Origin of the sequence: Escherichia sp. E4702 (assembly GCF_963883545.1) — a bacterium.
Taxonomy (GTDB): Bacteria; Pseudomonadota; Gammaproteobacteria; order Enterobacterales; family Enterobacteriaceae; genus Escherichia.
The window spans coordinates 82,389-97,251 of record NZ_CAWORF010000039.1; the positions used below are offsets into that span (position 1 = coordinate 82,389).

The following is a 14,863-nucleotide window of genomic DNA, read 5'->3' on the forward strand; positions in this document are numbered from 1 at the left end:
AGCGATTACCGTAAAATAAAGATGTTAAATAAAACATCGGTAACTTTAACCGTCTGTTTCCCGGATAGTGGATTTGCCAGTTCTTGTTCAATTTCATGAACCAGTTGCTGTTTACCTTCGCGTGTGCTCAACTCATCCATCGTCTGCTGTGAAAATAGCATAACAAGGCGGCTACGAATTTCTGGCAGGTAACGCTTTAACAATTCCTGGGAGCGAGGATCTTTCAGACGCAGCGTCAATCCAACATACAGAACATGTTCTGTTCCATCGACACCAGGCTTCAGGCTGACAGTAAACGTATCCAAAGGTGTATAAATAGGTACTTCAAAGGTTTCCTCTATTTCTTCAATTTCCTGCTCTATTGTGCCTTTTTTAACATTGTTCTTTAAACTCTCCAGTTCTGTCCAGGTATAACCAAAACATGCGCTGGCAAAAACAAATGCCAGGACGGTCAGCACTATGCGACTCTTGCTTTTTTTGCCACTCTGAGTGGTATCCAGGTTTTTTTTTGACATCACAAAAATATACTCAGTAATTTGTACCCCGTTACACCCGGGACAGGAGCTGTATTCTATTACATAACCAGGTATTAATAATCCGGCAAAAAAATGTCGCTGCTGGCATTAAATTGATAGATAGATTTGACTTCAGACAACATTGTAAACGTTTGCCTGCATCCTTAATAAAAATCAATGTTGCATAAATGATAAAAAACACACCATCTGAGTGAGATTTATAACTATTTGAAATTTAATGAAATTAAAGACCAGGATCGCTATCAACAGCCAGCAAAGAAGCATGTTTAAACCCGGCAGAAATACCACCAGAATAAAACAACAAAGCCCGGAAACCGGGCTTTCAGATAAATGACAAAATTAAAGTATCAGACAAAAGTATTTATTCCGCCGGAACGACTGAGCGTATGCAGAATTACGCCTGGTTCATCCGGTACGCTTTCCGCACCATCATCGGATTGCATATCCTGTTCTGCTGCCTGATTTTGCGAACCGTTCTCCCACGAAGGTCTGGAGTCCGCAGCAACATTGGTTTGCCCAAGAGAGATCCCTGATTCTGCAAGGGAGTTTCGCAAATGCGGCATCGCCGTTTCAAGCGCATTGCGAACCTGGTGGTCGGCTGCGGCAAAATGAAGCTGCACCTGATCGTTATTTATCCGCAGGCTAATGTGCAGACTACCAAGATCTTCAGGGTGCAATCTCAGTTCCGCATGATGAATCCCTTCACGAGTAAAGCAGGCCAACTGCTGACTCAAATTCTGCTGCCATTCCGTAGTCCCCACAGACGCGGTCAATACCGAGGGTTGCGCAGATGGGGATACACCCACGGGCTCACGGATTTGAATACTCATATCCCCAATGGTTGGGATATGTAGAGCATCAGCCATATGGCTATCCTGATGCTGTACAGGCATCTGTGCCGCCGATTTATCTGCTATTGCTGAATCAAGAGACGTTGCCAACTGTTCTGATGACTGAGGCAGTGCCTTATCGGTATTTGTTGCCGACTCGAGATGCAAGGAGCCCTGATTTTGTGGCAGCGATGAAGGTAGATGCGCAATCGGCTTGCCTACTTTCCCCGCCAACGCAGAATATGCAACGACTTTGTTCAGCTTTTGAGAGCGACTATCGAAAGTGCCAGTTTGTAACTCATCCCCATTCGGAGTCGGTAAAAGTTCAGTGTCAGCCACACTCACGCCTGAATCCGCTTTTTCTGTTTGGGATGCCACATTTTCTGGCGACACCACCGGGTTTTTCACGGCAGAAACCAGTCCCGCGCCCTCAAAAAACGGTGATTGTGTCATTTCCTGATTGATCCCCGCCCCCGGTAATGGAGCACTTTGCGCCGGGAGCATGTAAAACAAACCATCCACTATACCTGGCTGTTCCACATCAGAGGATTCCTTTCCTTTTTCTTCTTCAGTCGGTAACAGATTTACCGTTCCTCCCGGCGGAAGATGAAGCTTCGTACTGGAATCAGGAGGCAATTTACTGCCGAGTTCGTCTGCAAATGATGGCGCATCTGTATCATTCTGGGGTGCAGAGGGTCCATGCCCCAAATTGCCAGTATTCATAGGTAAAGAAATTACCTGCATTTTATTTTCCCCTCTGGCTGGCGCGGCGGGCAAATTCATCCATCATTTTTTGTTCCTGTCGGTTTTCTTTCAATAGACGCTGAGCTTCGGCCCGGCTTTTTAATGTTTCAAATGCGTTTAACCGCTGACGATCTTTTTGCCAGTCGTTGAGCGAGGCATCGACAATCTGTTGGCTGTTATTCACCTGATGTACCTGCTGCAAAACGACCTTTTCCAGCGCACCAATAAAACTTTGCCATGACTGGAGCGTAGACACTGACATACCCTTATCGGCAATGGTGTTTTGCAGTTGTCGGCGATATTCAGATTCATATGTCTGTAATTGTTGTAAACGGGAGATTTCATTCTCATGCAACTGGCGCGCACGCCCCAGCCGCACCGTAGTGTCATTGAGTTTCTTTTCGGCCAGATCCCGCAAAACATCCATTGGTGCTGATGTTGCCATGATTATTCACCTGCTTCAGGGCCTCTATTCTCCGGGAATAACGCATCGAGCTGGCGACATGAAACATCATATTCCTGGCGTTCATGGATGCCCTGTTGCAGATAGCGCTCCATTTCTGGATATAAGGTGATCGCCTGATCCAGTAAAGGATCGCTGCCTCTGGCATACGCCCCTACGCTGACCAAATCCCGGTTCCGCTGCCACGAGGACAGAAGTTGTTTAAAACGCTGTACCTTTTGAAATTGCGCTGGTTGCGTAATTTCCGTCATCACACGGCTGATAGAAGCTTCAATATCAATGGCCGGATAGTGACCTGACTCCGCCAGTCGGCGTGACAGAACAATATGTCCGTCGAGAATGGCGCGAGCGGAGTCCGCAATCGGGTCCTGCTGATCGTCGCCTTCCGTCAATACGGTATAGAATGCAGTGATTGATCCACCGCCACGGATACCATTCCCGGCTCTCTCCACCAGGGCCGGTAAACGGGCGAAAACAGAAGGCGGATAGCCTTTGGTTGCTGGCGGTTCGCCAATGGCTAATGCTATCTCACGTTGTGCCATCGCATAACGCGTCAGCGAATCCATGATCAGCAACACATTTAATCCACGGTCACGGAAATCTTCCGCAATACGGGTTGCATATACCGCCCCCTGCATACGCAGTACCGGCGATACATCGGCAGGCGCAGCAACAACCACCGACCGCTGTAAGCCATCCTGTCCGAGGATATTTTCAATAAAATCTTTAACTTCACGGCCTCGCTCGCCGATGAGTCCCACAACCACCACATCTGCGGTGGTATAGCGCGCCATCATGCCTAACAGGACACTTTTGCCAACCCCGGAACCTGCAAACAGCCCCATGCGCTGGCCTCGCCCCACGGTCAGTAATCCATTGATCGCCCGAACGCCGACATCAAGCACATTGCGAATGGGGTCGCGTTGTAACGGGTTAAACGGAGCGGTAAATAATGTTGCCCGATCACTATTACTGGGAGGAGGAAGGCCATCCAGTGGTCGAGCGCTGGCATCCAGCACACGCCCCAATAATCCAGGCCCAATAGGAAGCTGCTTGCCTTGTGTTAACTTATCACCGCTATCCGGCGCCCAGACCCTGGCGCCAGGCAAGATGCCGTCCACATGTTCCAGCGGCATCAGATACAGCGTTTGTCCACTGAAACCAACAACCTCACTTTCTACACAACGAATACCCTCCGGGCCGTCACGTTCAACAATGCACAGCGTTCCGATGGGTAATTTTAGTCCGGTGGCTTCCATCACCAGTCCAGTCGCGCGGATCAGCCTGCCGTACTGACGAAAAGCGGGTAACGTCGTCATCCGCGTTTCTTGCTGTTCCAGAGCACCCAGCCAGTTTTTGAGATGCGAAGTCATACACCTTCCCTGTTGCGAACCAGTTGACACAACGACTGCCAGCGGGTTTCCAGCGATGCGTCCAGTTCCCCTTCTTCCGTACTGATCCGACAACCACCGGGGAGAAGATGGGGATCAGCACACAATTCCCAGTCATAGGATGAGAGCAACGTCTCAAGCTGTTGGCGAACCTCTTCTGGTTCTTCCGCGCTAATGGTCAGGCGAAATTTACCTTTCAGTAAGCGGTCTTCATTGAGTAGCGTGCGAATGTGATTCATCAGTCCGGTATGCATTTTATCCGTAACGCCCTGCTCGCCTAGCAGAGTTCGCACTGCCATCAGCGCCAGTTGCACCAGGCGGGCAGGGATGACGCTGTCCATGTTTTCAACCGAGATCTGAAAACTTTCCATAACGCGGGAAAACTGCGAAGTTAACAAAGCCTGTTGAGCATGAACCTCCACTAATCCCTGGTTAATGCCTTCCGTTTTTCCCTGCTGTAATCCTTCTTCATAGCCGCGACGACGCCCCTCTTCCTCGCCTTTTACCAGCCCCTGCGTAAAGCCTTTTTGCCCTTCCTGTTGGCGAACACGGGCAAGCTCGGCCTGCCGGTCCGGGTCAGACATTGGATCTACATCTGCGTGGTTTTCAGACTCCAGATTTGGCCATGAAGAACTGCCCTGCCCGAGCAGATCATCAGGCCGCCAGGGTTTCCAGGTTGTCTCAGACGTAGACATCCTCACCTCCCCCAATCACCATCTCTCCGGCTTCCACCAGACGACGTACCACCAACAGAATGGATTTCTGTTCTGCTTCGACCTGGGTCATACGTACCGGACCACGTGAATTGAGATCATCACGCATAATTTCGGCCTGACGTTTGGACATGTTGCTGAAGAATTTCTCACGCAGTACTTGATCGGATCCTTTCAACGCAACCAACAGAGACTCGCCATCGACATCCTGCAACAGGCGCTGGATGCTGCGGTCGTCCATATCCACCAGATTTTCGAACAGGAACATCTCATCAATGATTTTTTGCGCCAGTTCAGGATCAAATTCGCGGAATGCAGTAAGCGCCGCTTCTTCCTGCTGAGTTTTCATCAGGTTGAGAATTTCAGCCGCCGGACGAACACCGCCCATATTGTTGCGCTTCAGTGACTGACCGTGGAGCAGATTGTTCAGTACATCCGTCAGTTCTTGCAGTGCCACCGGCTGGACGCCGTTAAAGGTGGCAATACGCAACATAATGTCGTTACGTTCGCGTTCTTCAAATTTCGCCAGCACATTTGCTGCCTGAGCACGTTTCAGATGCACCAGAATCGTCGCAATAATCTGCGGATGCTCTTCCCGAATCAGGTCATAAACCATATACGGTTCCATCAGCCCCAACGTTTCAATACCGTTGTTTTCACCACGGGCATCCAGCAGATTATCTAATAATGCTTCAGCCTGGGATTCTCCCAATGCTTTAACCAGCACATTGCGTAAATATTCATCCGTATTGATGCTAATAGATGCGTACTCTTCGGAGTCGCGTTTAAATTCGCTCAACACCTGAGCAATCTGCTCATGGGTATAAGTATTAATGCTGACAATGGCACTGCTTATCTGTGCCACCTCCTGAGGACTGAGATGGCGGAAGACATCGGCTGCCCGGTCATCGCCGAGCGTTAGCATAACAATGGCGCTTCGCATGGCGGCATTCATGATGGTTTCTGCTCCTTATTCATCCACTGGCGGATCACCAGTGCAATAATCTGCGGTGCCTCATCGGCCATTTCACGCAGTTGCTGAGTAGTCAGTTCTGTATCCATGCGCTGTTGCGCTTTGGCACGTTCGCAGTGTTCTTTTTTCTGTCGCTGCGCCGTTGCTTCAGCCTGACGTGCTTCTTTTTCCATTTCGAGTCGCTGGAGCAGCATTTCCTGATGTTTCACCCAGAATGGCCATACGGCTTTACGCCACAGCACCCAGGCAACCAGAGCGACTAAAAGATAACGCAGTACGGAAAGAACTAACTGAATAACATCCTGCTGTTGCCACAGTGGAAGAGCGATGTCTTTATCTGCCTGGCTAAATGGCGTGTTAACCACATTTACCGAATCCCCACGGGAAGCGGTATAGCCCATTGCCTCTTTAACCAGATCGTTAATTTGCTTCATCTGCGCTGGCGTCAGAGCCGCCGGTTCTCCGGCCTTTCCTGGCAGATAATTAATAACAACCGCGACCGACAAACGTTCCACATTACCTGTGTTACGGGTGATATGTTTTAGCGTTCTATCCAGCTCGTAATTGGTAATGTCGTCATGGTTCTGACTGTAGGGCTGTAGCTTTTGAGTTGTCGTCTGAGAAACCGGGTGGGCTGCGCTATCTTTAGCGCTGCGCGCTGGCGTTGAGGTGGTAACCGGAGCGCTGGCTGCCGTAGGCGGTAGATTACTTAACGCGCCAGGTACGCCGCCAACGCTGCTTTTCCCGCCTTGCTCATCATGAACAACGTGGCGACTGCGGATGGACATCTTGTCTGGCGACGTGTTGGGAGCATATTCCTCAACAGTTTGCTCATTCTGGGTGAAATCAACTTGTGCCGTAACTTGTGTGCGAACGTTGGCGCTACCGACAACGGGCGTCAGAATGGCCTGAATACGGTTTTGATAGTCATCTTCAACTTCGCGGATATATTTAAGCTGTGTTGTCTGGGTATTGTGAGTGTCACTGCCGGAAAGCAAATGGCCAGACTGATCCACAATGGTGACATGAGCGGCATCAAGGCCAGAAACCGCGCTGGCTATCATGTAACTGATGGCGTTAACCTGGCCATCATCTAGTGTTCTGCCATTTTGTAAAGTCAGGGTCACTGAGGCGGTAGGCGCTTTTTGTTCGCGGACAAACAGTGACGGTTTCGGTATTGCCAGGTGGATACGGGCGCTCTGTACTGGACCTAACGTCTCAATAGTGCGAGCCAGTTCTCCTTCAAGCGCACGCTGGAAATTAACCTGCTCGTTAAACTGGCTAATACCAAATTTTTCCTGGTCGAGCAGTTCAAATCCTACAGAGCCACCTTTCGGCAACCCCTGCTGCGCGAGTTTAAGTCGGACCTCATAAACCTGGTCTTCCGGGATCATGATGGCGCCGTTATGATCGGCAAAGCGATAAGGAACCTGCATCTGGCTAAGCTGAGTAACAATCGCTCCGCCGTCCTGTTCGCTAATATTACTGTAGAGAACGCGATAAACTGGCCCTTGCATCCAGAATAGCAAGGCGACAACAATTGAAATTGCCGCCGCCGCTGCGATCATAAAAATAATTCTGGGATTTGCCCGAATTCGTTCCAGTAGTGCCTTAAAATCAAAGGGACTATTTTTTTTATTACCCTGGGTTGTGGCATTCATGCCATATTCCTGTAAAGTTAAATGGTACGACTTCAACGCAGGTGTCATATTGCAGATGCAGATGAACAAACTGGTGATGAGTATTATTCGCGACAATTTTTCATTTCAGAAAATTTGCCAGATAAGAATTATCGCCTGAAACTGCCCTAAACCTAATCTGCAATAAGAACAGGTTTGTGCTGACTTTTCCCACAATGCTGCTGAACTTCCGCCATGATAAAGTACGCCTAAATTAAACAGAACTGATAAGACATTAGTATCAACTATCTGTTGTTAAGCGTCAGTAAGGTGAAATAACGATATGTCCCTAAATACAATCAATGGGGTAGTAAATCAGATTCAGCGTCAGGCAGGCCAGGTTTCTGCAATGCAGAATCAGTTTGCTCCGACAGGAACAAATGACACAGAAAATAAAACACAATTTTCTGATGTGTTATTTAACAGCCTCAATAATATCAGCCAGCTCCAGAATCAGGCCAAACAAGGCTCTGAAGACTATCTGGCAGGCGTGCCGGGGGTTGGCTTAAATGATGTTATGGTTTCGATGCAGAAGTCATCTGTAGCACTTAACCTTGGTGTTCAGGTACGCAATAAAATGGTTAGCGCGTATCAGGACATCATGAATATGGGTGTCTGATTGTCGATTTTTCGGTTTAGTCACTCCGTTAATCCTGATTGTTATTTTCTGTTTTCCCGTATCACCTGATCACCGCCTGGCGGTGTTTATGATCGGGTGATATGCATTGAAATCCTGAGCGCATGTTGAAAATAACTTTCAATTCCCCGCTAAAGGCGGAAACACTGAGAAATAAAATTCCGCAATATGGCTAATCACACTGAATTCCCCGCGCAAGGTCTGAACACTCTCACGGATAAGGATTTAACACGCGTCAGCGAGTTAATTTACCGTAGGGCAGGTATTGTCCTGAATGGCCAAAAGAAAGATATGGTTTATAATCGTTTATCCCGCCGAATCACTCAGCTAGGGATGAACAGTTTCAGCGAGTATATGGCGCTGCTTGAAAGCAGTTCAGAGGCGCCGGAATGGCAGGCATTTGTCAACTCGCTGACCACTAACCTGACCTCTTTTTTTCGTGAAGCGTACCATTTCCCTATTCTTGCAGAACATGCGCGGAGTCGACGCGGTATGTATAACGTCTGGTGCGCTGCGGCATCCACCGGCGAAGAGCCGCTGTCAATTGCAATGACGCTGGAAGAAACGTTGGGTCGTAGTATTACGGGGCCTCGTATACTGGCAACCGATATTGATACCGATGTTCTGCGTCATGCCAAAAAAGGAATTTATCAATTATCCGATTTAGCTAGTCTGAATGAAAAACAGAAAAAAGACTGGTTTTTACGGGGAACCGGAAATCACGGGGATAAAGTAAAAGTAAAAAGAGAGCTGTTGTCTTCGATTCATTACCAACAGCTTAATCTCGTGGATCCGCAGTGGGATATTCCTGCACCTTTTGATGCTATTTTTTGTCGCAACGTAATGATTTATTTTGACAGGAATACACAGAATATTCTTATGCGCCGTTTTGCAGAAATACTGAAACCAGGTGGAATACTGTTTGCTGGCCATTCAGAACATTTTAATACCACAAATAGTCATTTCCGCCTGCGCGGGCAATCTGTTTACTGCCTGGCAAAGGAGTAACAAATGAAAAAGATAAAAGTGTTGTGCGTGGACGATTCGGCGTTAATCCGCAACATCATGACGCGAATTGTTAATCAACAACCGGATATGGAAATGGTCGCCACGGCGCATGACCCCATCATGGCCCGTGATTTGATTAAACAACATAACCCGGATGTGCTGACGCTGGATGTTGAAATGCCACGCATGGATGGTCTGGATTTTCTTGAGCGCTTAATGCGTCTGCGTCCAATGCCGGTATTAATGCTTTCATCACTGACCAGCAAAGGATCAGATATCACCCTCGCCGCGCTGGAACTGGGAGCGGTAGATTTTATTACTAAACCTCAGCAAGGCCTTCAGGAAGGTATGGAAAAATACAGCGATATGATCGCTGACAAAATTCGTATCGCGGCGAGCGTGCGGAGTTTCCAGAAAAGAACGGTTCCCCCAGTAATTCGCGCACCGCTTATTGGCAGTGAAAAAATTATTGCCATTGGCGCATCGACCGGTGGTACGGAAGCATTAAGCCATGTCCTGTTGCCAATGCCTCCGACATGTCCGGGGATCGTCATTGCACAACATATGCCGCCAGGTTTTACCCGTTCTTTTGCCCAACGTCTGGATAAGTCCTGTCTGCTGTCAGTAAAGGAAGCAGAGCATGATGACCGCGTGCTGCCGGGTCATGCTTATATTGCACCAGGTGGCAGACATATGGAGTTGGTACGTAGCGGGGCTAACTACCATATCAAACTTAGCGACACACCGCCTGTTAACCGCCATCGTCCGTCAGTAGATACGCTGTTTGAATCCGTTGCCCGCGTCGCAGGACGAAATGCCGTCGGGGTGATCCTGACCGGGATGGGTAACGATGGTGCGAAAGGCCTGCTGGCGATGCGTAACGCAGGCGCCCGAACCCTCGCCCAGAGCGAACGCTCATGTGTGGTATTCGGTATGCCCCGTGAAGCACTGGCATTAGAGGCAGTAACAGAAGTCGCCGACCTGGATGAAATGAGCCAACAAATTCTCAATAACATAACCGGGCAGTCTCGCCGTATTTAACAGCCTGTTTCGTACTTAGAAACATTTCAGGATATACCATGACAGATAAGAATTTACGTTTCCTCGTTGTTGATGACTTTGCCACCATGCGTCGCATTGTCCGCAATCTCCTTAAAGATCTCGGCTTCAACAATGTTGACGAAGCGGAAGATGGTCATGACGCACTGACACGTCTGAAAAAAGAACCATTCGATTTTGTCATTAGTGACTGGAACATGCCGAACATGGACGGTTTGCAGCTATTGAATGAAATTCGCCAGGATAGCGCGCTTAAAGCGCTGCCTGTGCTGATGGTTACCGCAGAAGCGAAGAAAGAAAACATTATCGCGGCAGCGCAGGCCGGCGCCAGCGGTTATGTGGTTAAACCTTTTACCGCAGCCACTCTTGAAGAAAAGCTGAACAAAATCTTTGAGAAGCTCGGGGGATAATCATGACCGCGTCTGCGCAACTGCCACCAAAGAATCACGATCCAGACGTCTTTACCCGTATTGGTAATATCACACGGATGCTAAGGGATAGTCTGGTCAGTCTTGGCCTTGAGCGAACCATCATGGATGCGGCTGAAGCGATCCCTGATGCCCGCGAACGCCTGAATTATGTGGCAAAGAAAACATCGCAGGCTGCGGAGCGTGTTCTGAGCTGTGTAGAAGAAACAAGACCAATGCAGGACTATATCACCAGCGAAGCTGAGCAGTTAACGCAACGCTGGGATGCCTGGTTTGATGCGCCTGTTGAACTGCCTGAAGCGCGTGAGTTGGTAAAGGATACCCGACATTACCTGAAACAGGCGACCAGTCTGGCGGGCAAAACTAATAATCAACTCATGGAAATCATGATGGCGCAGGACTTTCAGGATCTGACCGGTCAGGTTATCCAGCGCATGATGACCATTATTGAAGTTGTTGAAAAAGAGTTGATCCGGGTTCTCGTAGAGAACATTCCTGAAGAGACTGTACCGACGAAAGAAGTCGCTAATTCATTAATCAATGGTCCGCAAATCGATAACACCCAGGCAGGTGTGATGACATCCCAGGGCCAGGTTGATGACCTTCTCCAGAGTCTCGGCTTTTAATCTATGTAATGTCATTTCCTCTGATAACCAGGGCTTTAATGGCTATCAGAGGAAATAAATCCAGGCAGGCGTATGTCAGAAGAAAGCGATCAGGAAAAAACAGAAGAACCCACAGCTCACCGAAAAGAAGAAGCTCGGAAAAAAGGGCAGATTCCTCGTTCCAGAGAACTCACCTCTCTGCTGATCCTGCTAGCAGGCTGGTCGCTGATGACGGGTAGCGGAGAAAACCTTGCCCGCACGTTATTACAGTTATTGCATTCCGGGTTAACCCTCAACAGAAATCAAATTGAGGACCCGTTAAGTATGATTCACCAGCTTTACGACATGCTGGTAATGATGATTCAGGCATTGATGCCCTTTCTGCTTGGGCTGTTTGTCGTGGGGATTGCCGCGCCATTACTGATTGGTGGGCTTCACCTGGGCGGTGGCCTGAAAGTAGATTTAAAACGCTTAAATCCACTTTCAGGAATGAAACGGATGGTTTCAGGACAAATGGTCGCTGAATTATTAAAAGGATGTCTGAAAGTTACTTTAGTAGGAACAGGCTGCACTTTGTATCTTATTAATAATAAAGAGCATTTCATCCAGTTAGTGAGTGCTCCACTGCCTGAAGCGATTGGCCGCGCGATGGACCTGATTCTGCACTGCCTGATGATGGTACTACTGTGCATTATCCCGATGGTTGGCTATGACATTTTTAACCAGATCTTCAGCAACCTGAAAAAGCTGCGTATGACCCGCCAGGAAATACGCGATGAATTTAAGCAGCAGGAAGGCGATCCGCACATCAAGAACAGAATCAAGCAGATGCAGCGCGCTATCGCCAGAAACCGCATGATGTCCGATGTGCCTGAAGCTGATGTGATTGTCAATAACCCAACGCACTACTCCGTCGCCCTGTCATACAAAGAAAACAGTATGAGCGCACCCATCGTGCTGGCCAAAGGCGCAGGGGAAGTCGCGCTGCGCATCAGAGAGCTGGGGAAAGAACATAAGATCCCGATGCTGGAAGCGCCACCGCTGGCGCGTGCGCTTTACCGACACAGCGAGATTGGCAGACCGATCCCGACAGAACTTTATAGCGCGGTGGCAGAAGTGCTCGCGTGGGTCTACAGCCTGCGTCGCTGGCGCCACACCGGCGAAACCAAACCCGTCCCCCCCCGGAACCTTCCTGTACCGGAAAAACTGGATTTTAACTACGAGATGAATACCGATGTCTGATATCGCCACTAAATTACGTTTACCACAGTTGAAAGATACCCAGTGGCGAATACTGGCCGGCCCGGTGCTGATCATGATGATCCTCGCCATGATGGTCCTGCCGCTCCCGGCGTTTCTTCTGGACACCCTGTTTACGTTCAATATCGTCCTTTCATTGATGATCCTGCTCGTATCCATGTTCACCAAAAACACGCTGGAGTTCTCGGCATTCCCGACGGTCCTCCTGTTTGCCACCCTGCTTCGACTGGCGCTGAACATTGCCTCGACGCGTATCATCCTGATGGAAGGCCACACCGGCGCTGCGGCGGCGGGTCGCGTCGTGGAAGCGTTTGGTCATTTTCTGGTAGGCGGTAACTTTGCTATCGGCATCGTGGTGTTTGCGATTCTGATCATCATTAACTTTATGGTTATTACCAAAGGTGCCGGACGTATTGCCGAAGTGGGCGCTCGCTTCGTTCTCGACGGGATGCCTGGTAAGCAGATGGCCATTGACGCCGACCTTAACGCCGGTCTGATCGGTGAAGCCGAAGCCAAGCGCCGTCGTAACGAAGTGACCCAGGAATCCGACTTTTACGGCTCAATGGACGGTGCCAGTAAGTTCGTGCGCGGCGATGCCATCGCGGGCCTGATGATTATGGCCATTAACATCATCGGCGGCCTCGCTATCGGTGTTCTGCAACACGGCATGGCGATCGGACAAGCCGGTGAAACGTATACCCTGTTAACCATCGGCGACGGTCTGGTTTCCCAGATCCCTGCCCTGATAATCTCCACCGCTGCCGGTGTTATTGTGACGCGCGTAGCGACCGAACAGGATGTCGGGGAGCAAATGGTGGGGCAGTTGTTCCACAATCCTCAGGTGATGCTGCTGGCGGCTGGCGTAATCGGTCTGCTTGGGTTGATCCCGGGTATGCCTAATCTGGTATTTCTGCTCTTTACCGCTGCACTGCTGGGGTTAGCCTGGTGGTTACGCGGTCGTCAGGAGAATAACCAGTCGGCCAGCAAAGAAGATAAAACGCGTGACGAAATCCACGCTGAAGCCGCTCACGCTACAGCCGAAGCCTCCTGGGCAGACGTACAGATTGAAGACGTACTGGGGCTGGAAGTGGGCTACCGTTTAATTCCGCTGGTTGATAGCGATCAAAACGGTCAGCTACTGACGCGTATCCGTGGCCTGCGTAAAAACTTTGCGCATGAAATGGGTTTTCTCCCGCCGTCGGTGCACATCTGTGACAACCTGAGTCTCGAACCAGGCAGTTACCGGATCCTGCTGAAAGGCGTGGAAATTGGTCATGGCACGATTCATCCTGAACGCTGGATGGCGATTAACCCTGGCTGCGCCGAAGGAGAGCTGGACGGTACGCCGTGTAAAGATCCGGCATTTGGTTTCCCGGCATGGTGGATTGATGAAGTGCAGCGTGAGCAAGCTCAGGTGCAGGGTTATACCGTGGTTGACCCGGCCTCCGTGGTGGCAACGCATCTGAACCATCTGATTACCCAGCACACTGGCGAACTGTTTGGCCGCAATGAAGCCCAACTGCTGCTCGATCGCCTTGAAAAAGATATGCCACGACTGGTAGATGGCTTGATCCCAGGCGTAATCTCTTTAACGCTGTTCCATAAAGTGCTGCAAAATCTCCTGGTGGAACAAGTTTCTATCCGTGATATGCGCACTATTATCGATACGATGGCTGAATTTGCGCCGACAATCACCGATCCTGATGATTTAACCGCTCAAATCCGTAGCCGCCTCGGTCGGGCAATTACCCAACATTGGTTCCGTAATAATAAAGATATCGACGTGATTGGCCTCGACAGCAACCTTGAGAAGATTCTCCTGCAGGCAATCCAGAATAACAGCATTATTGAACCGGGTATTGCCGACAACCTGATCCGCCAGACAGAACAGGCAATCCTTGAGCAAAACGCGCGTAATATTCCGCCGGTACTGCTTGTCGCGCCGCCGCTCAGAACCATGCTTTCCCGTTTTCTGCGCCGGATTTACTCGCAGTTGGTGGTGCTGTCCACGCAGGAGATTGCACACGACCGAATTTTACATATGTCGACCTGTATCGGCGGACAAAAATAATGAAAGCCATTAAGACAGCACTTCTGTTGCTGACGCTCCATTCATCATTGTGCCTGGCTTCCGCAGGAAGCTGGAGCCAACAGAGCAGCGGCGGCACGCTGACGACTGGGGAAGAATTACTGGTTGGGCGTGTTCTTCACGCCCCCATTACCGTACCGCATAACGCGCCCGTGAAATATATTACGTGGAAAATAAACCTACTCACTCCAGCGCCGCAGGGACTGGAGATAAATTTATGCAGTACGACCTGGTGTCAACCTCTGCCTGCTCTCGCCGGTCATTTAGCACCTGCCCGCCATTTATCGGCGGGAGGCGTTTTTCACTTTATTTACAACGTGCGCTATAAAGGGCAGTTAATACCAGCCATGACGGTGGTGAAAAACCAATTAACAATTGGCTACGGCTCACAATCATGAGGGCGGGGATGTAAATTTTCGTGGCAATAATCCACCGTCAAACACATCGA

At 49.6% G+C, this 14,863-nt stretch carries 15 protein-coding genes; 8 read left to right on the forward strand and 7 right to left on the reverse strand.

Features of this window, described 5'->3' with window-relative positions:
- Window positions 1-5 precede the first annotated feature (5 nt).
- The 7 genes from fliL to fliF all read right to left on the reverse strand — a co-directional run bounded on the left by fliL (window position 6) and on the right by fliF (window position 7,311).
- The gene (fliL, locus tag AACU94_RS23645; RefSeq protein WP_135488344.1) at window positions 6-515 is read right to left on the reverse strand and encodes a flagellar basal body-associated protein FliL; all 510 of its coding nucleotides are present in this window, start codon (window positions 513-515) and stop codon (window positions 6-8) included.
- Between the two features lie 368 nt (window positions 516-883).
- Entirely contained in the window at window positions 884-2,110 is a 1,227-nt protein-coding gene (locus tag AACU94_RS23650) for a flagellar hook-length control protein FliK (RefSeq protein WP_167856164.1), read from the reverse strand.
- A 1-nt stretch (window position 2,111) separates the two neighbouring features.
- Complete coding sequence (fliJ, locus tag AACU94_RS23655) at window positions 2,112-2,555, reverse strand: flagellar export protein FliJ (RefSeq protein ID WP_135488346.1); 444 nt, start codon at window positions 2,553-2,555, stop codon at window positions 2,112-2,114.
- Window positions 2,556-2,557: 2 nt separating this feature from the next.
- The gene (gene fliI, locus AACU94_RS23660; protein ID WP_135488347.1) at window positions 2,558-3,946 is read right to left on the reverse strand and encodes a flagellar protein export ATPase FliI; all 1,389 of its coding nucleotides are present in this window, start codon (window positions 3,944-3,946) and stop codon (window positions 2,558-2,560) included.
- Complete coding sequence (locus tag AACU94_RS23665) at window positions 3,943-4,659, reverse strand: flagellar assembly protein FliH (protein WP_135488348.1); 717 nt, start codon at window positions 4,657-4,659, stop codon at window positions 3,943-3,945. Before AACU94_RS23665 ends, fliI begins: the two co-directional genes overlap by 4 nt.
- Window positions 4,646-5,632 carry a flagellar motor switch protein FliG gene (gene fliG, locus AACU94_RS23670; RefSeq protein WP_135488349.1) on the reverse strand — a complete coding sequence of 329 codons (987 nt, stop codon included), beginning with the start codon at window positions 5,630-5,632 and terminating at the stop codon, window positions 4,646-4,648. The genes AACU94_RS23665 and fliG overlap by 14 nt, the downstream gene beginning before the upstream one ends.
- Window positions 5,629-7,311, reverse strand: a complete 1,683-nt coding sequence (fliF, locus tag AACU94_RS23675) for a flagellar basal-body MS-ring/collar protein FliF (protein ID WP_135488350.1) — start codon at window positions 7,309-7,311, stop codon at window positions 5,629-5,631. The genes fliG and fliF overlap by 4 nt, the downstream gene beginning before the upstream one ends.
- A gap of 301 nt (window positions 7,312-7,612) precedes the next feature.
- Between fliF and fliE the strand changes: the two genes are divergently transcribed.
- From fliE to AACU94_RS23715, 8 genes are all read left to right on the forward strand, one after another.
- Window positions 7,613-7,948, forward strand: coding sequence for a flagellar hook-basal body complex protein FliE (gene fliE / locus AACU94_RS23680; protein ID WP_135488351.1), 336 nt, complete (start codon window positions 7,613-7,615; stop codon window positions 7,946-7,948).
- 186 nt (window positions 7,949-8,134) lie between these two features.
- Window positions 8,135-8,974, forward strand: coding sequence for a CheR family methyltransferase (locus AACU94_RS23685; RefSeq protein WP_135488352.1), 840 nt, complete (start codon window positions 8,135-8,137; stop codon window positions 8,972-8,974).
- Between the two features lie 3 nt (window positions 8,975-8,977).
- On the forward strand, window positions 8,978-10,015 hold the full coding sequence (locus tag AACU94_RS23690) for a protein-glutamate methylesterase/protein-glutamine glutaminase (RefSeq protein WP_135488353.1): 1,038 nt from the start codon (window positions 8,978-8,980) through the stop codon (window positions 10,013-10,015).
- 38 nt (window positions 10,016-10,053) lie between these two features.
- A complete protein-coding gene (gene cheY / locus AACU94_RS23695; RefSeq protein WP_130209609.1) occupies window positions 10,054-10,443 on the forward strand; it encodes a chemotaxis response regulator CheY in 390 nt (129 codons plus the stop codon).
- A 2-nt stretch (window positions 10,444-10,445) separates the two neighbouring features.
- Window positions 10,446-11,087, forward strand: coding sequence for a protein phosphatase CheZ (cheZ, locus tag AACU94_RS23700; protein ID WP_130224516.1), 642 nt, complete (start codon window positions 10,446-10,448; stop codon window positions 11,085-11,087).
- 72 nt (window positions 11,088-11,159) lie between these two features.
- The gene (flhB, locus tag AACU94_RS23705) at window positions 11,160-12,308 is read left to right on the forward strand and encodes a flagellar biosynthesis protein FlhB (RefSeq protein ID WP_135488354.1); all 1,149 of its coding nucleotides are present in this window, start codon (window positions 11,160-11,162) and stop codon (window positions 12,306-12,308) included.
- Complete coding sequence (gene flhA / locus AACU94_RS23710; RefSeq protein WP_135488355.1) at window positions 12,301-14,397, forward strand: flagellar biosynthesis protein FlhA; 2,097 nt, start codon at window positions 12,301-12,303, stop codon at window positions 14,395-14,397. The genes flhB and flhA overlap by 8 nt, the downstream gene beginning before the upstream one ends.
- The gene (locus AACU94_RS23715) at window positions 14,397-14,813 is read left to right on the forward strand and encodes a flagellar protein FlhE (protein WP_135488356.1); all 417 of its coding nucleotides are present in this window, start codon (window positions 14,397-14,399) and stop codon (window positions 14,811-14,813) included. Before flhA ends, AACU94_RS23715 begins: the two co-directional genes overlap by 1 nt.
- The last annotated feature ends 50 nt before the right edge of the window (window positions 14,814-14,863 follow it).